Source organism: Anaerobutyricum hallii (genome assembly GCF_900209925.1).
Classification (GTDB): Bacteria; Bacillota; Clostridia; order Lachnospirales; family Lachnospiraceae; genus Anaerobutyricum; species Anaerobutyricum soehngenii.
In genome coordinates, this window is sequence record NZ_LT907978.1 from 2,339,514 (window position 1) to 2,364,219 (window position 24,706).

The 24,706-nt window shown below is 41.2% G+C and carries 14 protein-coding genes, 2 tRNA genes and 3 rRNA genes; 1 reads left to right on the forward strand and 18 read right to left on the reverse strand.

Annotation, left to right across the window (positions count from 1 at the left end; translation table 11 throughout):
* Positions 1–267: 267 nt before the first annotated feature.
* The 5 genes from metK to cooS form a co-directional block, all read right to left on the reverse strand.
* Complete coding sequence (gene metK, locus EHLA_RS10780) at positions 268–1,461, reverse strand: methionine adenosyltransferase (protein WP_096240830.1); 1,194 nt, start codon at positions 1,459–1,461, stop codon at positions 268–270.
* 57 nt (positions 1,462–1,518) lie between these two features.
* Positions 1,519–2,451, reverse strand: a complete 933-nt coding sequence (locus EHLA_RS10785; RefSeq protein ID WP_330399994.1) for a glycyl-radical enzyme activating protein — start codon at positions 2,449–2,451, stop codon at positions 1,519–1,521.
* Positions 2,452–2,488: 37 nt separating this feature from the next.
* A complete protein-coding gene (locus EHLA_RS10790) occupies positions 2,489–5,089 on the reverse strand; it encodes a glycyl radical protein (protein WP_096240831.1) in 2,601 nt (866 codons plus the stop codon).
* 395 nt (positions 5,090–5,484) lie between these two features.
* Positions 5,485–6,831: a [FeFe] hydrogenase, group A gene (locus EHLA_RS10795; protein WP_096240832.1), complete on the reverse strand. Its 1,347-nt coding sequence runs from the start codon at positions 6,829–6,831 to the stop codon at positions 5,485–5,487.
* The gene (gene cooS / locus EHLA_RS10800; RefSeq protein ID WP_162290861.1) at positions 6,825–8,801 is read right to left on the reverse strand and encodes an anaerobic carbon-monoxide dehydrogenase catalytic subunit; all 1,977 of its coding nucleotides are present in this window, start codon (positions 8,799–8,801) and stop codon (positions 6,825–6,827) included. The genes EHLA_RS10795 and cooS overlap by 7 nt, the downstream gene beginning before the upstream one ends.
* Before the next feature lie 360 nt (positions 8,802–9,161).
* On the opposite strand from cooS, the gene EHLA_RS10805 reads away from it, so the two are divergent.
* The gene (locus tag EHLA_RS10805; RefSeq protein ID WP_096240834.1) at positions 9,162–9,458 is read left to right on the forward strand and encodes a hypothetical protein; all 297 of its coding nucleotides are present in this window, start codon (positions 9,162–9,164) and stop codon (positions 9,456–9,458) included.
* A 165-nt stretch (positions 9,459–9,623) separates the two neighbouring features.
* Here the strand turns inward: EHLA_RS10805 and bsh are convergent, their stop codons facing one another.
* The 13 genes from bsh to EHLA_RS10865 form a co-directional block, all read right to left on the reverse strand.
* Complete coding sequence (gene bsh, locus EHLA_RS10810; RefSeq protein WP_096240835.1) at positions 9,624–10,598, reverse strand: choloylglycine hydrolase; 975 nt, start codon at positions 10,596–10,598, stop codon at positions 9,624–9,626.
* Positions 10,599–10,793: 195 nt separating this feature from the next.
* On the reverse strand, positions 10,794–11,450 hold the full coding sequence (locus EHLA_RS10815; RefSeq protein ID WP_096240836.1) for a hypothetical protein: 657 nt from the start codon (positions 11,448–11,450) through the stop codon (positions 10,794–10,796).
* Between the two features lie 282 nt (positions 11,451–11,732).
* Positions 11,733–11,803, reverse strand: a tRNA-Trp gene (locus EHLA_RS10820).
* 71 nt (positions 11,804–11,874) lie between these two features.
* Positions 11,875–14,766, reverse strand: a 23S ribosomal RNA gene (locus tag EHLA_RS10825).
* 232 nt (positions 14,767–14,998) lie between these two features.
* Positions 14,999–15,071: transfer RNA gene (locus tag EHLA_RS10830), tRNA-Ala, on the reverse strand.
* 6 nt (positions 15,072–15,077) lie between these two features.
* A 5S ribosomal RNA gene (gene rrf, locus EHLA_RS10835) occupies positions 15,078–15,195 on the reverse strand.
* 65 nt (positions 15,196–15,260) lie between these two features.
* Positions 15,261–16,790 (reverse strand): 16S ribosomal RNA (locus tag EHLA_RS10840).
* Together the 16S, 23S and 5S rRNA genes with 2 tRNA genes alongside form the textbook arrangement of a ribosomal RNA operon.
* A gap of 618 nt (positions 16,791–17,408) precedes the next feature.
* Positions 17,409–17,633 carry a DUF6994 family protein gene (locus EHLA_RS17150; protein ID WP_420313767.1) on the reverse strand — a complete coding sequence of 75 codons (225 nt, stop codon included), beginning with the start codon at positions 17,631–17,633 and terminating at the stop codon, positions 17,409–17,411.
* Positions 17,634–17,737: 104 nt separating this feature from the next.
* Entirely contained in the window at positions 17,738–19,531 is a 1,794-nt protein-coding gene (aspS, locus tag EHLA_RS10845; RefSeq protein ID WP_096240837.1) for an aspartate--tRNA ligase, read from the reverse strand.
* Between the two features lie 33 nt (positions 19,532–19,564).
* Entirely contained in the window at positions 19,565–20,161 is a 597-nt protein-coding gene (locus EHLA_RS10850) for an HD-GYP domain-containing protein (RefSeq protein WP_096240838.1), read from the reverse strand.
* Positions 20,162–20,179: 18 nt separating this feature from the next.
* Complete coding sequence (hemZ, locus tag EHLA_RS10855) at positions 20,180–21,631, reverse strand: coproporphyrinogen dehydrogenase HemZ (RefSeq protein WP_096240839.1); 1,452 nt, start codon at positions 21,629–21,631, stop codon at positions 20,180–20,182.
* A gap of 51 nt (positions 21,632–21,682) precedes the next feature.
* The gene (locus tag EHLA_RS10860) at positions 21,683–22,330 is read right to left on the reverse strand and encodes an MBL fold metallo-hydrolase (RefSeq protein ID WP_096240840.1); all 648 of its coding nucleotides are present in this window, start codon (positions 22,328–22,330) and stop codon (positions 21,683–21,685) included.
* A 19-nt stretch (positions 22,331–22,349) separates the two neighbouring features.
* Complete coding sequence (locus EHLA_RS10865) at positions 22,350–24,626, reverse strand: RelA/SpoT family protein (RefSeq protein ID WP_021906796.1); 2,277 nt, start codon at positions 24,624–24,626, stop codon at positions 22,350–22,352.
* Positions 24,627–24,706: the final 80 nt, after the last annotated feature.

The following is a 24,706-nucleotide window of genomic DNA, read 5'->3' on the forward strand; positions in this document are numbered from 1 at the left end:
ATATTCTTACTACCATCTGTTGTTCCAAAAATTAAATCAGGGGACTGTCACTCCTGCGACAGCCCCCTTTATGTGGATCAAGCTTATTATTGTTTTTTATAATCTATTTGTGAGAGTGTTGAGACCGATTACTCAGAACAATTATGCGCTTGAATGACCCCAAGTAGTATACTTTTTATCCGAACTTCTATTGTAAAAGTAATACTCACAATGTTCTGAACAGATAATAAATTATTAAAAAGTGTAATGATTGTTGTATTTAAATGTTTAACGGTTTTTACAGATTTCTTCCGCCATACGGGCAACTGCTTTTTCCTGGAGAACAGTAACCTTATCTAACCGTTCCCATGGGAGATCAAGTTCTGTTCTTCCGAAGTGTCCATATGCTGCGACTGGCTTATATGTAACCTTAGTGAGAGATAGGTTATTGATAATACCTGCCACACTGAAATCAAATACTTCTTTTATAGTGTCTTCAATAATTTCTTTTGGTAATTCTTCTGTACCAAAAGTATCTATCTTTATAGATACTGGCTGTGGCACACCGATTGCATATGCGAGATTCACCTCACACTTTTTGCAAAATCCGGCAGCTACCACATTCTTTGCGGCATATCTTGCCATATAAGCTGCGGAACGGTCAACCTTTGTTGGGTCCTTACCTGAGAATGCTCCGCCACCATGTCTGGCGATTCCACCATAAGTATCTACAATAATCTTTCTTCCGGTAAGACCTACATCTCCGGCAGGACCACCTACTACGAATCGTCCTGTAGGATTAATATGTATCTTTACATCCGGTAAAAGTAATTCTTTCGGAATTACTTCTTTTATAACATGCTCCTCAATATCCATTCGAAGCTTTTGTACAGAAACTTCTGCATTATGTTGTGCAGAAATTACAACATCTGTAATTCCAAGGATTTCCCCCTGGTTATTATATGCTACTGTAACCTGTGACTTTCCATCTGGATAGAGGTATGGAAGGAGTCCTTCTTTTCTTACCTGCGTAAGTCGTTTGCTGAGTTTATGTGCCAGTGAGATAGACAGTGGCATAAGTTCCTCTGTATCATCACAGGCATATCCATACATCATTCCCTGATCTCCCGCTCCAATGGTTCCGTTACACTGGGTAACGCCCTGTGCGATATCAGGTGACTGTACACCGATGTTAGTAAGAATTAGACATTCGTTTCCGTCTATTCCTTTTTCTTTACTGTCATAACCTATTTCACAGATAATCTCTCTTGCCTTATTTTTAACATCAACCTTTGCGAAAGAAGCAACTTCTCCAGCAATGAAGACAGTGTCTTCAGAAGCCATTGTCTCCAGTGCCACATGGGCAGATGGATCTTCTTTTAAATAGGCATCCAGCAAAGCGTCGGAAATCATATCGCACATTTTATCCGGATGTCCCTCTGTAACAGATTCAGAAGTTAATAATGTTATGTCTTTATTCATCTTGACCTCCTGTACCTTTCGGTATGTATAAGGGATACCTCGGATTGCCTGTATCGATCAGCCTCCGATTTTACAGGTTAATCCTTCTTTTTCTACTATTGCTTTTAATTCTTCCATGAATTCGTTTTCCGGTTTCTTTACTCCGGCAAGCTCATATTCCTTGCCAAGCATTCCGTATTTATTACTTCCAAGATCATGATAAGGCAAAAGATGTAACTCATTTACATTATGAAGATAGGTAGTAAACTTCGCAATTGCCGCAATTACATTCGGGCTTGCGTTAAATCCCGGAATAACCGGAACACGAATGATCATCTTTTTAGCAAGACTGGAAATCAGTAATGCATTCTTTAGTATCGCCTCGTTATTTACTCCAGTATACTCTTTGTGTACTTCCGGGTCAATATGTTTGATATCCATCATAACAACATCGAGCCAAGGAATAATCTTTTCGATTACTTCCGGCGAAGCCATACCGGTTGTTTCAATCGCAGTAGTCCAGCCGAATGCCTTACAAGCCTTTAACAGCTCTAAAAGAAATTCATGCTGTACCATCGCTTCACCTCCGGAGACGGTAATTCCGCCTCCGGACTTTCTGTAAATAACGCGGTCTTTGTAAAGTTCTCCCATCAGTTCCTCTACTGTCATCCATTTACCGGACATTTCAAGGGCTCTGTGATAGCAGACATCAATACATTTACCACATGCAATACATTTTGTATGATCAATTTTTCCTGGAAAGTTCAAATTAGAAGCACCAGTTGGACACACAACCTCACAATTTCCACAGCCAACACAATTCTGTGCTTTAAACATAACGACTGGTTTTAATTCCTGCGATTCGGGGTTACAACACCATTTGCAGCGAAGAGGACAGCCATTTAAAAAGGCAATCGTTCTTACACCCGGACCGTCATTTACAGAGAATCTCTGTATATTAAAGACAAGCCCTTTTTTACTTGTATCGCAGCTTGGTTCCATATTACTCATAGGTACTTCCTCCAGATTATTTCAAAAATTTATTATTTTAGAAACTCTGTTCTGTACGAGCAATGATATCATCCTGAACTTCTTTAGCAAGTACTGTCCAATGAGCGGAGTATCCAGCTACACGTACTACTAAGTCTTTGTAGTTTTCTGGATGTGCCTGAGCATCAAGTAATGTCTCTTTATCGATTACGTTAAACTGTACATGCATACCCTTCTTATCGAAGTAGTTACGAACAACTGCTGCGAAGTTCAGAAGTCCCTGATCACCTGCTACTGCAGAAGGTAAGAATTTCTGGTTGTATAATGTACCATTGGAGATATTTAACTGGTCAAGTTTAGCTACGGAGTTACCTGCAGCTGTAGGTCCCTTAACGTCATGACCCTGACGAGGGGAAACACCATCTGCAAGAGGTGCGTTGCTGTAACGTCCATCTGGAAGAGCCTGTACATCTTTACCAAATAATACGTTAGCAGATACTGGGTAACATCCTGCCTGATACTGGCCTCCACGTGGGTTTTTGTATTTCTCAACTTCGTGAGAGTAAACCTGTGTAGCTTTACGAGCGCACATATCAACTTCATCAATATCGTTACCGAAGCAAGGTGTTGCATCGAGGATATGTCTGATTCTGTCGTATTCAGCTCTCTGAGAATCACTACAGCAGCTTCCACAAGCTGCAGATTTTGTATCAACGCTCATGCTTAAGTTAGATCCTTTTTCTGCAAGAATTTTCTGAACAACAGCATTAATGATGGATTCCATGTTATCCTCTGCGGATACGGAAACACTTTCCATAGCTGCTGCAGCGGAATCAGCGGAATCTGTACTTAATCTTACGAATGGTCCATCGTAACATCCAGCACCAAGTTCAGCACCGAAGTTATTTTCCATAGCATCGTAAATCTGCTGCATTGTTAAGTCTTTATCTTCAAATACATGTTTCTTGATACAGTAGATAGCATCACCTGTATCTACGTTACCAAATGCCTGAGGTCCTGTGAAGTTGTAGATTGCTCCACCTTCCATAACTGTTTTACCTCTTCCAATACAGTCATCAACTAATGCGGACATGAATGGTAATGGTGCTCTTTCTTTATGAGCGATATCAACAGCATTATCTGCCTCAACTAATTTAGATACAAAGTACTCGATCTGAGTCTCGTATGATTCATATAAATCATCCATGGACTTCCATTCTGGCATAGGTTTTGTAACAGGTCCTAACTGTTTGCCATCACGATTCTTACCACCATGAATAGCGATATCAAATACCTTAGCAACGTTAAAGAATGCTGCATCATGCCATCCGTCTGTCTTGTGTGGACACTGAGGCTCTACACAACCGATGATACAGTAATTACGAGCATCTGCAAGAGTTAATCCTCTGTTACATAATGCAGGAATGATTGCTTCATCATTGTACATAGCTGGAACACCAGTACCAAGTCTTGCAAGTTCACAAGCTCTTAATAAGAATTCATCCGGTGTCTGGTTATGAATACGAACGGAGAATGATGGTGCAGGTAATCTAACATGTGCTGCTGCATCCATACACATATAAGAAACTGGGTTTGTAGCATCAAGACCATCTTCTGTCTGTCCACCAACACCAAAGTTCTGGAATACTGCGTATCCTGCGAATGCCTGATCAGATACATCATCACGAGTTTTGTTTACATGGTTTAATAATACAAAGAGACAGTCAAGTAATTCCTGAGCGAATTCTTTAGAAATGTTCTTGTCTGCTTCTAAATATGGCCACATATACTGGTCAAAACGTCCTGGAGAAATGGAATGTCCATTCGCTTCGATCTGTACTAATGCCTGTACAAACCAGAAAGACTGACAAGCTTCATAGAAGTTTGTAGCTCCGCTTTCAGGAACACGATCACAGTTCTTGGAAATCTGAAGTAATTCAGCTTTTCTCACTGGATCTGTACATGTAGCCGCCATCTCAGCCGCTTTTTTGCTGTATCTCTTTGCAAAATTGATTGCTGCATTGTAAGAAATAATAACTGCTTCATAGAATGCTCTCTTCTGCAGATATTCCGGATCATTTACATCAAGTTTGTTCATTGCTTCAACTACTTCTGCAATAACACCCTTGAAACCGATTTTTAATACTTTACCGTAATCAACACACACGTGTCCAATGCCACCAAAGTAGTAGTTACCAACTGTGAATACTCCACCAGCCTGGCAGTCAAGACAATCCTGGCTCATGTAGGAAGTAGCTAATTCGCTGGTAGTTTTACCCTTCCAGTATTTAAATACTTCGTGAAGGATATCTGCTGTTTCTTCAGTAATTACGAATGGGTCACACATACGAGTTGCCATTGTCTTAAACTCTTTTTCTACCCAGTCAAATGAGAACTCTGGGCAAAGGTTTGTAGAACGAGGTTTTACGGAAAGAGCACCTACGATTAATTCGTTATCACGAATTACAACTGGAAGATTATTAAAAATCTTTTCGTTAGCTTTTGCTCTTCTCATAACTGCTGGCATACCTTCTGTCTCTTTGTAAGACTCTGTAATAAGTACGGCTCTATATGGCTCTACTTCAGGTACTGCGTTAACAACTTCTGCTTTTAAGGCTTTGATACGTGCGGTTGGTTCTGTAAATCCTTTTGCAATCATTACAATTTTCCTCCTTCTTACTGACACATAAAAATGTGCAATGAAAATGTTTGAGAGATGATAACTCAAAAAATTATCCTATAAATCCTGTAAATCAACCACTACTGAGCTTTCATCTGTCTTGCATTATACAGTAAAAAATAATCAATAATTAGGAATATCCGTGTCAGTATGTGGCAATTATCAATCGGATATTTTTTACATTTATACAGTTTGCACAACAAAAAGAAACGTTGCTGTCACATTTTATTGCAACAGCAACGAATTACATCTGTCGATATGAAACAAATTGGTATCATTGCCAAGAAAATATAGGCAAGAATTTCTCATTTCGCACCGTTTTTTTAGTTGGAAAATTTAATCCTCATTTTTGAACTATTTTGCACTCTTTTTTCTTACTCACTCTTATATGTGGTGTGTAAAAGTGTTTCAGATAAAAGACTCAATGGTTCTTTGAAAAATTCATTATATATCATTCCAATTTCCGGATTATCCATGGAATTTCTGTATTGCGCCCGTTCATCAGCCTGGTATAATGATGCGATTCTCTTTTTTCTTACAGCATCTGATACCGGAACACTTCCACAATCTGGCTGTCCTGCTCCACTGATACAGCCTCCCGGACATGTCATAACTTCTACAAAATGATATCCACTCATATCTTCTGCCAAAAATTCTTCCGCAGCCGCTGTTCCATACAGAATACAAACTCTGAGATTCTTTCCTGCAATCGTCACTTCCGCTTCTTTTCGGTTATTTAATCCTCTTACCGGACGAAGCTGATAAAAATCTGCCGGTGCCTCTTTCCCTTCTAGAACTCTGTAAACTGTTCGAAGTGCTGCCTCCATTACACCACCGGTATTTCCGAAAATCATTCCGGCTCCAGTTCCTTCTCCTAATACACTGTCATACTTTGAAGGAGTGATTTTCTCTAAATCCATTCCTTCCTCTTTACACCACTGTACCAGCTCTTTTGTTGTAATAACATAATCATTGTCACGCATTTCTTCTATATTAAGAAGCTTTCCCGCATCACATAACTCTTCTCTTGCTATTTCTGCCTTTTTCGCTGTACAAGGTGTCACTGCTACAGAAATAATCTTTTCCGGATCAATATGTTTTTTATGTGCAAAATATGTTTTAATTACTGCTCCCTGCATTCCGATCGGACTTTTTGCAGAAGAAAGATGTTTTGTTTTATCTGGATGAAAATTCTCCATGTATTTTACCCAGGCTGGACAGCAGCTGGTAAACTGAGGAAGTGGTCCGGTCCCCTTTAAAATTCTAGACAAAAGTTCAGAGCCTTCTTCCATAATCGTAAGATCCGCAGAAAATGTAACATCAAATACATAATCTGCTCCAAGCGCACGCAATGCACCTACCATCTCATCTTGTGCAAATGTTCCTGGCTCTTTTCCAAAGCCGTCCGCAAAACCAACTCTGACAGATGGGGAAGTAGAAAAAACAACGATCTTTTCCGGATCTTGGATCAGTTCTTTCACAATCTTATAATGAGGACGTCCAGTAATTGCTTTTTCCGGACAGGATGCACTACACTGTCCACAGCCAATACATTGATAAGCCTCCCTTTGGTTTAATAAATATTTTGCTGCTACCCCGATCTCTTCTTCACAAACTGCAAAGCAATGTCCACATTCACTACATAATGCTTCATTTTTGATAATCGCAGGATTCGCATCATCTACCGGAACCATAAAAGGAGTCGTTCGATTCATTAGCATATAGCATCTCCTCCTTTATTGATTCCATTATCAATTCCAAGACCTGCTCTTTTTTCTTTAATGATATCCTCAAACTTCTGTGCTGCGGCATCTACCTCTGTTTCAATAATAAGCTGTCCTCCGGTTAAATCTTTCAATCCTTCTGTAAGGACATTTACCGCAACCTGGCTTCCTGTAACAAATGGTGATAATGCCAGGTGAAGAGGGAATCCAAGTGCAAGAGCATATGCTCCATCTGCTAACGCCTGCTCTTCAAGCCACTGCGGTGCACTTATAACAACTGGAAGCTGTGGCAGATCTACATTAAGTTCTTTTGCTAAAGCACAGGCAGCCATCTCAATTCGTCCGATTGCAAGGCATGGTCCGAAATTAAGAACCGGCGGAACACCAAGTGCTGTACATATTTCTTTCAATCCTTCCCCACAAAGTTCTACTGCATCCATCGTCATAAGTCCACAGTTTTCTAAACCACCACAAGTACAGCCTGCTGATAATACAAGAATGTCTTTCTTAATTAATTCTTTGGCAAGTTCTACTGTAAATACATCATGTCCTTTTGCTCTTAAATTAGAACATCCGACAACTGCCGCAATTCCTTTAATTTTTCCTGAAACAATCGCATCAATGAGCGGCTGTAAAGTACCACCTAAGGCAGCTACTAAAGTATCTTCTGATAAACCGGTAATGGACTTGTCAAAACCATGCTGTGCCATGACATTGACACGCTTTTCTCCTTCTGCTGGAGCTGTTCCATATAACTTTTCTTTTCTGTTCTTAAATCCACATAGAGCATCTGCGATAATCTGACTTGTAATCTTTTCTTTTTCTTCTGCAGTATATGGCAATAACTGTGCATTTGCCTTCTTTGCCACATCGTCAAGACAGAGCATCTTAATATCTAACTGATCACAGATTGGCTCGATTCCCGGAATCGTACAGTTAAATTCAGAAACAACCAAATCCACACAGCCAGTCATTAATACCGCTTCACTTGTATAGTTATTACCTGCATGTCCGCAGTATACATCTTTATAGCAGCCGGAACGTGCCTGGTAATCCTGCCCCACACAAGTACAGCCTACAATACGGATTCCCTTTGCACCAACAAGCTCGGCAGACTTTTGTACAATTTCTGATTCTAATTTTTCTTCTAAATCTGTAAACATTGACTGCTGATGTCCTGTAATCATAATATTTATATATTCTGGATCAATAATACGAAAACCTACCGGATCCATACTGATTTGCGGTGGTCCCATAATAATATCATTCATCAAGTTTGTAAGAATCAGTCCGTAATTACCTGTAGAAATACCTAAACGTAAGCACTGCAACAGCATATCCATCGGATCTGAATTCAAGTTTGTCGATGTCTTTACAACCGCATTAAAAATCTCGTCTTTTGCTCCACCCGGTAAAATACCAAGCTTCTCCCACAGTTCATAACGCTTTGGAAGAGCAATATTCTTCATGAGTGTCATCTTCTCATCATACGGTTTTCTGATATCTGCAAGAACTGCATCTGCAATCATCTCTGCCGTCTTCGCACAACTGTTATGACAGTCCGGTCCACAGTTACCACAACAGTTAATCTGTAAAATCTTTGCAAGCTTCGCAACAGAGTCCTTATATTTTGGTTTCTTGCCTTCCGCCTGTAATTCCTGTGCCATCTCCTTCAATCTTCTTGCCGTATTCTCTACAACATGCGTATAACATCCTGAACCAGCAGCCACCTGTCTTAAAAAATTCCTGCAGGCAATGGTATCTGCATCTGCTCCACATACACCTTTTGGTTTCGCCGGTGATAAACGACATGGGCCATTCGAACATAATCTACAACATACTCCCTGTAATCCATATCCACACTTATTCTGCTGCTTCACCATACGATGATGTGAAGTATCCATCGGTGCATTCTCTAAAAATACCTCTAGCACCTTATCCGCACTGCTGCAAATCTTATCTGACATTATATAACCTCCTCCTGATTTTCCTTTCATTCTTTCATGAAATTTTCCTAACAAGTTTTCCTATTCATCGCAATTATCCCAATTCGCAGTACTCCTGCTCCAGAGTATGTTAAAAAACATTCCAGCACAGTTTTCTACAATATCAATAATTATTCTCATTATAGCAAACCAATTCCGTTCACTCTTGGATAATCCTTTCATAAAATAGGGAAATATGACACTGATTTTTTGTCTTTCCATGATTCACAATAGAATCTGTAATATTTCTATAAATAAATGGTATTATTCCTATATTGTCTGTAAAATTTATCTTATAATAAAAGATAATCAGACATAAAAATCAAAGGAGAAGTGTACAAGATGATTGAAATTGCAAACTTAGAAGAATGGACAAAAAAATATTTCTCAGACCCTGAAAACCAGAAAAAAGCAGAAAAAGCCTGTGAGCGTTATGACCGTCTCATGGTAAAAAATATTAAGCGCCAGTTAAGTGGTGGAGCTGAAAAAATCTTTCTCAACGAAGAACCGGCAGACGACCCTGGTAAGTGCATGGAAAAGGCAAAATATGAAGTAATCCCATTTGCAAAAGTAGATGGAAAAAAGGGAAAAATAAAAATAAATATGCTCGACCAGATTGCTGAATTCGTCCCAGAATAATCTTTATTTGTAGATTTGTTGTAGACGAAAAAAGAAAAAATGCCGCATCTGGGATAAGGCATTTTTTCTTTTTTCTGTCTAATCTAAATCCACAGCTGGTAAGAATGGGAATTCTCCAGAATGTTATGGCTTTCCATGGAATTAAAGTCTAAAAGTAACAAAGATTTAATTTTGCCAGTAAATCTGCTCTCCTTTGATAAGCGGATATTTTATCAATTCTTTTTCATTAAGATTTTCTCCAAACATATCTACTGCAGATATCTGATGATTTTCATAAGTTGTATAATAATAAATTCCCTTATTTGTATTACAGCAGGATGTGTAGAGTGTAATTTCGAACTTTCCATCGGCAACTTCACAGCAGCCTCTCTGCTGATCTACTGATCCAAGAATATGAAAAAACTGACTGACACTTTCTTTTTCAGATGTTCCAGAGAATGAATTCATTTTAGTGAAAGCTACTTTTGCAAAACGGGAAGCTGAAGATAAATCTCCTGGAAGCCCTAATGCACCCATTCCTCTACTATATGCATTAAAGTTTAGTTTATCAGAGAAACGATTTTCCGGCTGTTTTGGGGAGAGGCCTACATAATTATTTAACTGGAACATTTGCTGTTCAAATGGAGGGTTATTTGTAAGAACTCCTACTGGATTATCATAAATATGCATACCATCTTTCATACATTCTACAGTGATTGCCTCATTTTCATCGGCAATGATCCAGTGAAGCTGTGCAGATGGAAGTTGTTCACTAAAAGGGGTACCTACAAGATTGATTTTATTTAAAACTTCTCTTGTTTCTTTTACAGATGCGCACTTACTTAAAATCCATGGAATAAATTCGAACTGTGCAACATTTTCTCTGCCTTCTTCTGCTTCTTGATAGACTGCATTTCCTACAAAGTTAAGGCCTGCCATTGCAAGTCCTTTCTCATTAACTGCGTCATAATATAATGGATAATCTCCAGCTACATGTGCCATTCCAATTATTGCATAATGGGATATTACTTCTCCCATATGTCTGAAATAAAACGGATAATTTCGTGGTGTTATAGTTATCTCATCTCCATATGAGAATTCATAATCTAATGTCCTGCCAAAATAAAAATCCTGCGTTTTGTATGTTGCTGCTGTACACATAAATTTTGCTCCTCCTTCTACTGATGCCAACTCCCTACCACCTAAAAGTAGTGAATTTCTGTACTTGGCTTGTTAAAGATATTATTTATAAAATTGATAAAATTATCTTGTTTAATTATTTCTTTTCTGACCTTTTAACTTTTATTATTGTCGCTAATTTTAATTTTTATCAGGGATATTTCTATGCGCCAATTTTCATGCTATCCACCATGTTCCATCTGAGTGTTGCTGTAAAGAACCAAGCTTCTCTGATAATAAATTCCCTTTAAAGTCTCTCTCTACTACTTTTTCATAATAGTTATATTCTTCGGTTTCACAATCATTTTCATCGTCCCAGCCTTCTTCTACCCAGGCAGAAAGATATACTTTTTGGTCTGCTATCATACTTACACTTTCATTAACACCCTTGGAAAATCTAAAACTTTCCGGATAATAGCTGACAAATTCCTCATCCTCACTTACAATGTAAACATCCTCTCCAATAATACGTAGATTATAAAGATCCACATCTTCTATATTAAGTTGTGTAATCATCTCTGGGATTTGATCTGGATAATATTTGAAAAGAGTAATTTTCCCACTATTATAATCTCCCTGTAAAAACCAAAAAGATTTCTTTAAACAAATAGGAGTTCCATATAACACATTTCTTTGTTTTTGAAATGGTTCATAAACTTTACCATTATTGTAATCATAAAAAGAAATAGTTGAACCTTGATACCCACCTTTTTTTGACCATTCAATCATATCATAAAAGTCTGTTGCATCACTCATTGCATATCCAATACGGGATTGACCTGGAATTTCTTCAATATACCTTCCTGTCACAACTTCAAAACGATTAAGTTTCATAAATATTCTCCTTCTTAATAGAAATATTACAAAGATCCTTGGATGCCGTTACCGACATCATCCCAAATTCCAATTTGTTGAATTAAGTATACCATAAACTTTTATCTTAAGAAATGTTCTAATTTGCAATCACGCAGAGGGAAGAAATCTCTAACGTGCAATTTCTTTTTGTCTGGATTTTCTCAGGGTACCAACTTTGGTACCTTCAGTGGTATCTTACCCTTTTCGGGCAAAATAAAAGAGCTTGAATACCTTTTAAAGGTGTTCAAGCTCCTAAATGTACAGGGGATGAGAGAATCGAACTCCCACCAAAGGTTTTGGAGACCCCTATCATACCATTTGACCAATCCCCTATATTTAATTTTAAGGTATGTACCTTCAAAACTACACACAAACTATCTTTTTTCTATTCCAATAACTTTCTAAGGTCAAGCTCTCGACCGATTAGTAACAGTCAACTCCACACATCACTGTGCTTCCATCTCTGCCCTATCTACCTCATCGTCTCTAAGGGGTCTCTCACTCTTTCGAGTCTGGATATCTCATCTTGAGGGGGGCTTCACGCTTAGATGCCTTCAGCGTTTATCCCTTCCCGTCTTGGCTACCCGGCCGTGCCATTGGCATGACAACCGGTCCACCAGCGGACGGTCCATCCCGGTCCTCTCGTACTAAGGACAGCTCCTCTCAGATATCCTGCGCCCGCGCCGGATAGGGACCGAACTGTCTCACGACGTTCTGAACCCAGCTCGCGTACCGCTTTAATGGGCGAACAGCCCAACCCTTGGAACCTGCTCCAGCTCCAGGATGCGATGAGCCGACATCGAGGTGCCAAACCACTCCGTCGATGTGAACTCTTGGGAGTGATAAGCCTGTTATCCCCAGGGTAGCTTTTATCCGTTGAGCGATGGCAATCCCACGTTATGCCACCGGATCACTAAGTCCTACTTTCGTACCTGCTCCACCCGTCGGTGTCGCAGTCAAGCCTCCTTCTGCCTTTGCACTCTCTGGATGGTTTCCAACCATCCTGAGGAGACCTTTGAGCGCCTCCGATACCCTTTCGGAGGCGACCGCCCCAGTCAAACTCCCCGCCTGACATTGTCCCCCGCCCGGGTCACGGGCGCAGGTTAGAAACCCAGTACTGCAGGGGTGGTATCCCAACAATGGCTCCCTTACAGCTGGCGCCATAAGTTCTTAGCCTCCCACCTATCCTGTACATGCAATACCGAATCCCAGTATCAGGCTGGAGTAAAGCTCCATGGGGTCTTTCCGTCCTGGCGCGGGTAACCAGCATCTTCACTGGTATTTCAATTTCACCGGGTGTGTTGTTGAGACAGTGCCCAAATCATTACGCCTTTCGTGCGGGTCGGAACTTACCCGACAAGGAATTTCGCTACCTTAGGACCGTTATAGTTACGGCCGCCGTTTACTGGGGCTTAAGTTCAAACCTTCGCTTGCGCTAAGCTCTCCCCTTAACCTTCCAGCACCGGGCAGGCGTCAGCCCATATACCTCACCTTTCGGTTTCGCATAGACCTGTGTTTTTGCTAAACAGTTGCTTGGGCCATTTCTCTGCGGCTGCTTTCGCAGCACTCCTTCTCCCGAAGTTACGGAGTCATTTTGCCGAGTTCCTTAACAACACTTCTCCCGCCGGCCTTAGGATCCTCTCCTCATCCACCTGTGTCGGTTTACGGTACGGGCCCTTGCTACACGATAGCGGCTTTTCTCGACAGGAAGGGGCCGCAGCTTCGCTACTTTTGTTTCGCTCCGCATCACGCCTTTGTCTTATGCAGGACGGATTTTCCAATCCTGCGACTACTTCGCTTGCACCGGGCTTTCCATTCCCGGCTCTGCTTCCCTTCCCGTGTCCCCGCAGTTCTGATAACAAGGGGTGCAGGAATCTTTTACCTGCTGTCCATCGGATACGCATCTCTGCCTCTCCTTAGGCCCCGACTTACCCAGAGCAGATCAGCTTTACTCTGGAAACCTTGGATATTCGGCCGCAAGGATTCCCACCTTGCTCTCGCTACTCATTCCGGCATTCTCTCTTCTTAGCAGTCCACATCCCCTTCCGGTAATGCTTCCCTCCCCTAAGAATGCTCCTCTACCAACTCTTACGAGTTCCGCGGCTTCGGTGTGGTGTTTCAGCCCCGGACATTTTCGGCGCAGGACCTCTCGACCAGTGAGCTGTTACGCACTCTTTTAATGAATGGCTGCTTCTGAGCCAACATCCTGGTTGTCTTAGAGATCCCACATCCTTTTCCACTTAACACCCACTTTGGGACCTTAGCCGGCGGTCTGGGCTCTTTCCCTTTTGACTGTCCAACTTATCTCGTACAGTCTGACTCCCATACACCATCTGTCCGGCATTCGGAGTTTGATATTCTTTGGTAGGCTTTGACGCCCCCGCGGAAATTCAGTGCTCTACCTCCGGCAGACTTGTATGAGGCTAGCCCTAAAGCTATTTCGAGGAGAACCAGCTATCTCCGGGTTCGATTGGAATTTCTCCGCTATCCACACCTCATCCCCACCCTTTTCAACGGATGTGGGTTCGGTCCTCCATCGCCTTTTACGGCGGCTTCAACCTGGACATGGATAGGTCACCCGGTTTCGGGCCTGCACGTACTGACTGATTCGCCCTATTAAGACTTGGTTTCCCTACGGCTCCGTACCTTAAGTACTTAACCTTGCCAGTACCCGCAGCTCGCCGGACCGTTCTACAAAAAGTACGCGGTCGTACCTAAGAAGTACTTCCACAGCTTGTAGACACAGGGTTTCAGGTTCTCTTTCACTCCCCTCCCGGGGTTCTTTTCACCTTTCCTTCACAGTACTATACGCTATCGGTCACTGAGTAGTATTTAGCCTTACGGAGTGGTCTCCGCTCGTTCCCACAGGGTTTCCCGTGTCCCGTGGTACTCTGGATCCTGCCAGGCCAGCTCTGACTTTGGATACGGGGCTCTCACCCTCTCCGGCCGGCTGTTCCAAAGCCGTTCTCCTGTCATTACTGAATCCCTTATGCAGTCCGAACCCCGCGATGCACGCATCACGGTTTGGGCTCTTCCGCGTTCGCTCGCCGCTACTTACGGAATCGATGTTTCTTTCTCTTCCTCCGGGTACTTAGATGTTTCAGTTCCCCGGGTTCCCTTCCATAAGCTATGGATTCACTTATGGATGACTGTAGTCCATACAGCCGGGTTTCCCCATTCAGAGATCTCCGGATCAAAGGATATTTGCTCCTCCCCGAAGCTTATCGCAGCTTATCACGTCTTTCATCGGCTCTCAGTGCCAAGGCATCCGCCCTGCGCCCTTCTTCGCTTGACCTTTGTATGTCCATTTCCTAAGAAATGGCTGCCTCCTGTTCTTCCTAGCGTAGAGAACATTCGGCGTATGAGTTAAAACTCATATTTTGTCTTTCGACTTGCTATTGGGAGAATTGATTTAGTCTCAATTCTTTCTTATCATAGAAATCTGATGTCGCTTTTCTTTTAAAGAAAAACTTCTCTGTGTGTAGTTTTCAAGGTACATATAAATGATGTCTATTCTCGACACCAAGTGGAGAATACGAGATTCGAACTCGTGACCTCCTGCTTGCAAGGCAGGCGCTCTCCCAACTGAGCTAATCCCCCAAGGGAATCCGGCAACCACCTGCTCTCCCATGCCGTCTCCAGCATAGTACCATCGGCCGCTCAGGTCTTAACCATCGTGTTCGGGATGGGAACGGGTGTGTCCCCTGAGCGCATCGCCACCGGAAATACCGTATCAAGTTTTCACTTGATAACTGAATAACAAAACAACTCTCTACTTGTCTTCCTTAGAAAGGAGGTGATCCAGCCGCACCTTCCGATACGGCTACCTTGTTACGACTTCACCCCAGTTACCGGCTCCACCTTCGACAGCTCCCTCCAAAAGGTTGGGTCACTGGCTTCGGGCATTTCCGACTCCCATGGTGTGACGGGCGGTGTGTACAAGACCCGGGAACGTATTCACCGCGACATTCTGATTCGCGATTACTAGCGATTCCAGCTTCGTGTAGTCGGGTTGCAGACTACAGTCCGAACTGGGACGGCCTTTTTGTGGTTTGCTCCCCCTCGCGGGTTTGCCTCACTTTGTGACCGCCATTGTAGCACGTGTGTCGCCCAGATCATAAGGGGCATGATGATTTGACGTCGTCCCCACCTTCCTCCAGGTTATCCCTGGCAGTCTCTCCAGAGTGCCCAGCCTTACCTGCTGGCTACTGAAGATAGGGGTTGCGCTCGTTGCGGGACTTAACCCAACATCTCACGACACGAGCTGACGACAACCATGCACCACCTGTCTCTTCTGTCCCGAAGGAAGACTCCCATTACGGAGTGGTCAGAAGGATGTCAAGACCTGGTAAGGTTCTTCGCGTTGCTTCGAATTAAACCACATGCTCCACCGCTTGTGCGGGTCCCCGTCAATTCCTTTGAGTTTCATTCTTGCGAACGTACTCCCCAGGTGGAATACTTACTGCGTTTGCGACGGCACCGAAGCCTATACGGCCCCGACACCTAGTATTCATCGTTTACGGCGTGGACTACCAGGGTATCTAATCCTGTTTGCTCCCCACGCTTTCGTGCCTCAGTGTCAGTAACAGTCCAGCAGGCCGCCTTCGCCACTGGTGTTCCTCCTAATATCTACGCATTTCACCGCTACACTAGGAATTCCGCCTGCCTCTCCTGTACTCTAGCTATGCAGTTTCAAATGCAGCTCCGGGGTTGAGCCCCGGCCTTTCACATCTGACTTGCACTGCCACCTACGCACCCTTTACACCCAGTAAATCCGGATAACGCTTGCTCCATACGTATTACCGCGGCTGCTGGCACGTATTTAGCCGGAGCTTCTTAGTCAGGTACCGTCATTATCTTCCCTGCTGATAGAGCTTTACATACCGAAATACTTCTTCACTCACGCGGCGTTGCTGCATCAGGGTTTCCCCCATTGTGCAATATTCCCCACTGCTGCCTCCCGTAGGAGTTTGGACCGTGTCTCAGTTCCAATGTGGCCGTTCATCCTCTCAGACCGGCTACTGATCGTCGCCTTGGTAGGCCGTTACCCTGCCAACCAGCTAATCAGACGCGGGCCCATCCTGTACCACCGGAGTTTTTCACACGAAAGGATGTCCTCTCGTGCGCTTATGCGGTATTAGCAGCCGTTTCCAACTGTTATCCCCCTGTACAGGGCAGGTTACCCACGCGTTACTCACCCGTCCGCCACTCAGTCACCGATCAATCATCCGAAGAATCTTAAAAGGTGCTTCGTTCGACTTGCATGTGTTAGGCACGCCGCCAGCGTTCATCCTGAGCCAGGATCAAACTCTCAAATAAAATGTTTAAGATGTCAGATCCAGGTCCAGAACCACTGGTTCTTTTCCTGTCTTTACTGTTTATTTAGGTTTTGAACTTTCGTTCTGTTCCATGGACTTTCCTGCAGACATCACTCTCAGGAAAACCCGAATGAAATTTGAATTAACGTTCAAGGTTGTTTTGTTATTCAGTTATCAAGGTTTTGCTTTCATGCGAAAGCTTTTATATTTTATCACATCGACTTTTGTTTGTCAAGAACTTTTTTCAAGTTTTTTCAACTTCTTTTTCGAAGCCATCTTACTTTCTTCTTCTATCTCTTTCAGAAGAAGTTGTTCTTTTATGTCGTGCAACTTTTATATCTTATCACACATGTTTTATCTTGTCAAGAACTTTTTTCATTTATCTGAAGATTTTCTTTCCGATTTCTTTCAAATCAATGTGTTCTCATGTGCAATGTATATTATCTTATCACAACAACATAATTACGTCAAGCTTTTTTTTAATATTTTTTCTTTTTTGCAAAAAGCGCCGGATATTATATCTATTCTATAATGGCGCGAGAATTACTTCATAGCTAACGCTACTCTCATAATTCTGAATCATTCTATGTTTTTATTTACATTTTCACACTGTCTTAATTCATCTTTCGTTCCCACAAAATTCTTTAATTCTACAATTTCTTTTTTCTAGAAAATCCATTTCAAACTCTATAAATCTGATATATTCTTCCAATGTTTTTGGAAGGCCGCTACCCTTGAAATCCATCTTTCCACACCAGCAATTAACCTTATTGTAGTCTTCTGTAACCAAATCATTAAAAAAAAGAAATAAAAGAATCCCTATTTGTAACCCGGGAGCAATTATTGGATGCGAACGCTTAAGCGAACATTCAACACGCCGCGACGAAAGTCACAAATAGGGATTTTTTTATTTCTGGGGTTCGTCTGTCAGTCTATCAGACGAAATTATTATTCCTTTTCCGGAATCTCAATTTCGAGACAAAGTTCCTCTAACTGCTTATCATCTACTGTATTTGGCGCATCTGTAAGCAGACAGGAAGCATCCTTCACCTTAGGGAATGCAATAACGTCTCTGATACTATCTTCTTTTGTCATAAGCATTACAAGGCGGTCAAGACCATATGCAAGTCCTGCATGCGGTGGAACACCATATTTAAATGCTTCTAAAAGGAATCCAAACTTTTCCTGTGCCTGTTCTTTAGAAATTCCAAGACATTCAAACATTTTTTCCTGAATATCATTCTGATGAATTCTGACACTGCCGCCGCCGATTTCTGTACCATTTAAAACAATATCATATGCTTTTGCACGTACTTTTCCTGGTTCTGTGTCAATCATATCTAAATCTTCTTCCATTGGCATAGTGAATGGATGGTGCATTGCAGTATAGCGATTTTCTTCCTCTGACCACTCCAGTAATGGGAATTCTGTAATCCACACAAAACGATAATCTGATTTATCAAGAAGATTCAGTTCCTCTGCAAACTTCAGACGAAGTGCACCGAGTACATCACATACTACTTTAAATTTGTCTGCTGCAAATACTAATAAATCACCGGTTTCACCACCCATAGCCTGAATAAGTGACTGAAGCTCTTCTTCAGACATAAATTTAGAGAATGGGCATTTTACTGTTCCATCTGATTTGAGCTGAATATATGCTAATCCTTTTGCACCGTAGTCTTTTGCTGTCTTCTCGATATGTTTCATCTTCTTACTAGAAACATCTCCAAGTCCTTTTGCACAAAGTCCGCGAACCATACCACCATCTTTGATCGCACCGGAGAACACACCAAATCCACAGTCTTTTACAAGTTTGGATACATCCTGAATCTTCATGTCAAAGCGAAGATCTGGTTTATCAGATCCATAGTAATCCATTGCATCCTGCCATGTCATGCGCTGAATTGGAAGAGTCACTTCTACATTCAGACATAATTTGAATAAATATGCAAGCAGTCTTTCATTCACATCAATAACATCATCTACATCTACAAAAGATAATTCCATATCAACCTGTGTAAACTCCGGCTGACGATCCGCACGTAAATCTTCATCTCGGAAACATCTTGCAAGCTGAAAATAGCGATCATAACCGGAACACATTAACAACTGCTTAAAAAGCTGTGGAGACTGTGGAAGCGCATAAAAACTACCTGGATGCACTCGACTTGGTACAAGATAATCTCTTGCTCCCTCCGGCGTACTTCTTGTAAGCATCGGAGTCTCAATTTCTAAAAATCCCTCATTCGCAAGGAACTGTCTTGTAAGTGTTGCTACCTTGCTTCGCATCATAAGATTCTTCTGGATATTTGGACGTCTTAAATCAAGAAAACGATATTTCAGGCGAAGTTCGTCTTTTACTGTAATATCCGCATCAATTGGGAAAGGCGGAGTTTCTGATTCAGATAAAATACGAATACTTTCTACCTTTACCTCAATATCTCCTGTCGCGAGATTTTCATTTACCGCTCCGCTTCTTTTCTCCACCGTTCCGGTTACAGCAATTACAAATTCTGCTCTTAAAGAACCTGCTTTTTTAAAACCTTCTTCACCAATTGTTTCTTCTTCAAAATACAACTGGATCAATCCACTTCTGTCACGTAAATCAACAAAAATCAGACTCCCCAGATTTCTTCTTTTCTGTACCCATCCCATCAGGGTAACAGTTTCTCCAATATTTTCACTGGATACTTCTGTACATCTATGGGATCTTTTCAATCCTTTCATGGATTCAGCCATTTTATTTTCCTCCTAAAACAGTAAAATAATATATTAATATATTCCCAGATCCGTCAACATATTTTTCATATTTTCAGACTGGGTTACTTTTTGAAAAGTTAAAAAAACTCTCATATCAAAGTTTTTCACTTCTTCAATCATAATAGATATTGCCGTTTCGATATCGAATGCGCTCCTATATGGGCGATTCGCTATCAAGGCTCCAAATGCATCACATACTCGAAGTATACGAGCCCCTAACGGTATCTCTTCCCCTTTTAGGTTATTCGGATAACCGCTTCCATCTGCATTCTCATGATGATATAACACTGCTGACAAAACTTCTTCCGAATATCCATGTTCTTTTAATATAGCATATCCTAAAGAAGGATGCAGCCTTACATACCTTAGTTCATCTATATTTAGTTTTGCTTCTTTTTCTTCATATACATAAGAACGAAGACGCAATTTTCCTATGTCATGCAGCATTCCTGCCACTGCAAAGTTATGGCACTGTTCTTCTGAAAGCGCCATTTCCTTTGCCACAAACGATGCCAGATTACTGACAACCATCCCATGAACAATTGCTTCTCCAAAGGAATCCTGCAATGATGTCTCCAGATCATGCGTCCCATCATAATCAAATGCCATAGTATCTCCTCTTTTATTTTAGAGATATTTCCTCTTTCGATCAATCATCTCATCAATTCGGTTAATATAATGATCCAGGTTTTTAACATTCTCTGTTCTTTCTATTCTGTTATCTGCAAATACATATTTGCTGCTGGCTCCTGCTCCACAAGAAATAATATCCTGTTTTTCTTCCATAATCAAGATATTATATAAACATTCTTTTCCTGAAACACAATACCCAATATTTTCAAGATTACCTGGTATGTTTTTCTGCCGGTACATATAATACGCTTTCATCCCCATGTTGCTGGCATATTCATCTACTAGTCGAAGCATCTCGTTCGTACTGCCCTTAACCATATTCTGATACTTTTCCATCTCCATATTAAGATGTGCCGCCCTCTTTATAGCCAAGGAATGTACCGTAAGACTTTCCGGTCGGAGCGCAAATATTTCATCTAAGGTTGCACGAACATGGGAAATATCCTCTCCCGGAAGTCCTGTGATCATATCCATATTAATATTATCAAATCCACACTCTCTTGCTAATAAAAACGCTTCCTTTGTCTGCACAACCGTATGTGCTCTACCAATCAGATCAAGTGTTTCCTGATGCATTGTCTGTGGATTGATAGAAATTCTTGTTACTCCTGCTTCTTTTAAAATGCAGAACTTTTCTCTTGTAATACTGTCGGGTCTCCCAGATTCTACCGTAAATTCTTCTGTTTCTTCCACTGGAAAAAGCTCATGAATCATATACATCAGCCTTGATAATGCCTTTTCATTTAGCGCTGTAGGTGTTCCTCCGCCAATATAAATCGTCGTAAGTTTTTTATCCCTGTGGTGTTCAGCCACAAAAGCAAGTTCCTTATATAATGCATCTAAATATGCATCCATCCTGTCGCCAAAACGAGCCACCGGAAATGAGGTAAAAGAACAGTAAAGGCATGTTGTCGGGCAAAATGGAATTCCAATGTAAAGACTATACTCTTTTTCAAATGGTCTTGATTCCAATAATACCTTTTCTTTCTGCGCCACTCTGCGGCAAAGATTCGCCTTTTGTGCATCAGCAAGATACGTTTCTCTAAAACGCTGTTCCAGCTTCTTCGCATCTTTCTCTTCTTCCATCCACTTCATAATAATTTTCGTTGGACGAATTCCGGTAAGCATCCCCCAGGGAAGACTTCTTCCGGTAAACTTTTCAAACAAACGATACAAAAAGCGACATACGGCATTACGACTGTTTTTATGATCACTATAGTCACAGATTATTTCTTCAGAAATTATCTTACCCTCTTTGTTCTCCAGTGTTCCCCGAATACAGTTTTTCGTATAGACAAGCGTGAGGAGAAGGTCATCCTTCTCCCATCCTTGCTTTTCAAACTCTTCTTTTGTCACTTCTACTATTTTGGTCCGTTCAAAAAAGGCCAGTGCCGTAGCCCGCACGTCATAATCATATTCCTGATCATTTTGTATTAAATAAATCATTTCTATTCTATCTTTTCTATACTTTTTCTATACTTCTCTATCTTTTCTATATTATCTTTCTACAAATGGATTTGTTTCTCTTTCCTCACCAATCGTAGTAGATGGACCATGTCCCGGATATACAATAACCTCATCCGGAAGATTCATCACTACATGATTCAGAGATTTAAGAAGGGTCTGTGCATCTCCGGTAGGGAAATCACTTCTTCCGACACTTCCTGCAAAAAGTGTATCTCCTGAGAAAAGCCATCCTTCCTCTGCAAAATAATAACAGCAGCTTCCAACTGTATGTCCCGGTGTATATAAACACTGACATTTATGTTTGGATGTCACTTCAAAAATCTGTTTATCATTGATCATCATGTTGGCATGTGTCGTATATCCCTCTCCAAACATCGGACTTAGGTTATAATCTTTAACCATAAGAACTTCCTGCTCCGGTTTTGCAGCATACACACGCAGTTTCCAAGGATCATAATGTTCTCTTAAACCTTCTAATCCTCCAATATGGTCATGATGTCCATGTGTGAGAAGAACGCCGTCTAAAGAATATCCTTCATTCTCCAAAAACTTAATTATCTCTTCCGGGCTTCCTGCCGGATCAATGACAATCGCTTCTTTGATTTCATCATCCATTAAAATATATGTGTTTGTATCAATTGGTCCTAACTGTGCACAAACGATTTTTAACTGTCCCATAAAAAAATACCTCCGCTGATCAACCAGCACTTCTTTCTATATCGATAACACTTTCAATGTTTCGAAGCTTTTTAATAATATGATTCAACTCATCGATTCCTCCTATTTCAAAAGAAAGAACGATAGTTGCTAACCCCTGTTTACTTGTTCTCGTTGACACAGATTTAATGTCCACCTTAAGTTCCATAAAAACTTTAGAAATATCAAGCAGAATTCCTGTACGATTGTGAGCATACAGACAGATTTCTGTCATATAAAGCTCTCCGCCTTTTTCTACCGCTTCTTCTTCCCACTCTGCATCAATTAATCTTGCTCTGTCGCTTTCTGGCATACCCAGCACATTAACACAGTCTGTTCTATGAATGGAAATTCCTCTTCCTCTTGTGACAAAACCAATAATTTCATCTCCTGGTACCGGACTGCAGCATTTAGAAAAGCGTACTGAAACATCATGAATTCCTCTTACCGTAATTCCTGACTTGCTTCTGGCCTTCTCAACAGCCTTTGTCTTATTCTTCTCTTCTATTTCGTTCAGGGCATCCTGATCTGTCAGCTTCTTCTGGTTTTCCTTTTCATATTCTTCTACCAGCTTGTTAATAACCTGACCTTCCTTTAATCCACCATGCCCGATTGCTGCAAGAATAGAATCCCAGTTCTTAAGGCCATATTTATGCATACATTTCTTCTGATACTCCGGCTTCATGTATTGGGATATCACAAGTCCTTTTGCTTTGCAATACCGGTCAAGCAGTTCCTTTCCTTTTGAGATATTCTCTTCTTTGAACTGCGTTTTAAACCACTGATTAATCTTTGTCTTTGCCTGTGAACTCTTTACAATAGAAAGCCAGTCCCTGCTTGGCCCATTCGAATTCTGCGAAGTAACGATCGTGACTCTGTCACCATTCTGCAGTTTATAATCAATAGGAACCTGACGGCCGTTAACCCTTGCTCCTACCATCTTATTGCCGACCGCTGTATGAATCATATAAGCAAAATCAATCGGTGTAGAGCCTGCCGGTAAAGTTTTAACATCTCCTTGCGGAGTAAAACAATATACCTGCTCTGTAAACAAATCAAGATCTGTCTTTAACATTGTTAAAAATTCTTTGTTATCTGACATATCCTGCTGCCATTCAAGAATCTGACGAAGCCAGCTCAGCTTTTCCTCTTCTTTATTAATGTTGCCGCCACCTTCTTTATACTTCCAATGTGCGGCAATACCATATTCGGCAGTACGGTGCATCTCAAAAGTACGAATCTGGATTTCAAACGGTGTTCCTGATGACCCAATTAATGTTGTATGCAAAGACTGATACATATTTTGCTTTGGCATCGCAATGTAATCTTTAAACCGACCCGGAATCGGCTTATACATCTCATGAATAACCCCCAAAGCTGCATAGCAGTCTTTTACTGTATCTACTTTAATTCTTACTGCAAAAATATCATAAATCTGATCAAGCGTCTTATTCTGATTACGCATCTTCTTATAAATACTGAAAAGATGCTTAACTCTTCCGTCTATCTCTGCACGAATTCCCGCATCTTTAATATGCTTGCTGACATCATCAATGATCGACTGAATAAAATTCTCTCTGCCTTCCTTGTTCGTCTGTAACTTTTCCTCAAGATCTTTATAAACTTCCGGCTGCAGATATTTTAAAGACAAATCATCTAATTCTGTCTTTATCTTGGAAATACCAAGCCTGTGAGCAATCGGTGCATAAATATCCATCGTCTCTCTAGCCTTTTCCTTCTGTTTTTCCGGTTTCATATACTGTAGTGTACGCATATTATGAAGACGGTCTGCCAGCTTAATAAGAATAACGCGGATATCTTTTGCCATCGCAAGAAACATCTTTCGTAAATTCTCCGCCTGTAGATCCATCTTATCGTGAGAATAAGATAACTGTCCTAACTTTGTTACACCATCTACCAACAATGCAACCTCATCATTAAATTCTCTGGACAAATCTTCCAACGTTGCCGTTGTATCTTCCACTACATCATGTAAGAGTCCTGCAACGATTGTCTCCTTATCAAGCTCTAGCTCTGCAAGAATGATCGCTACACAGAGCGGATGGATGATATACGGCTCCCCCGACTTTCTTTTCTGATCCTTATGGGCATCCCTGGCTAACTTATATGCCTTCTCCACCATAGAAAGATCTGTTGACGGATGATACTCCCGAATCGTGGTTATCAACTTATTGTATAAGACTTCCGGATCGGTGAAATCTTCTGGCTTACTAATCTCTTTTTGTGTTCTTTTTAACTTTTGTTTCTGGGCCTCCATTGCTTTCTCACCACACTTCTCATAAGATATAATAAAATAAAAGTAGAATAATTGTACACCAAATCGTCACAAGATGCAAT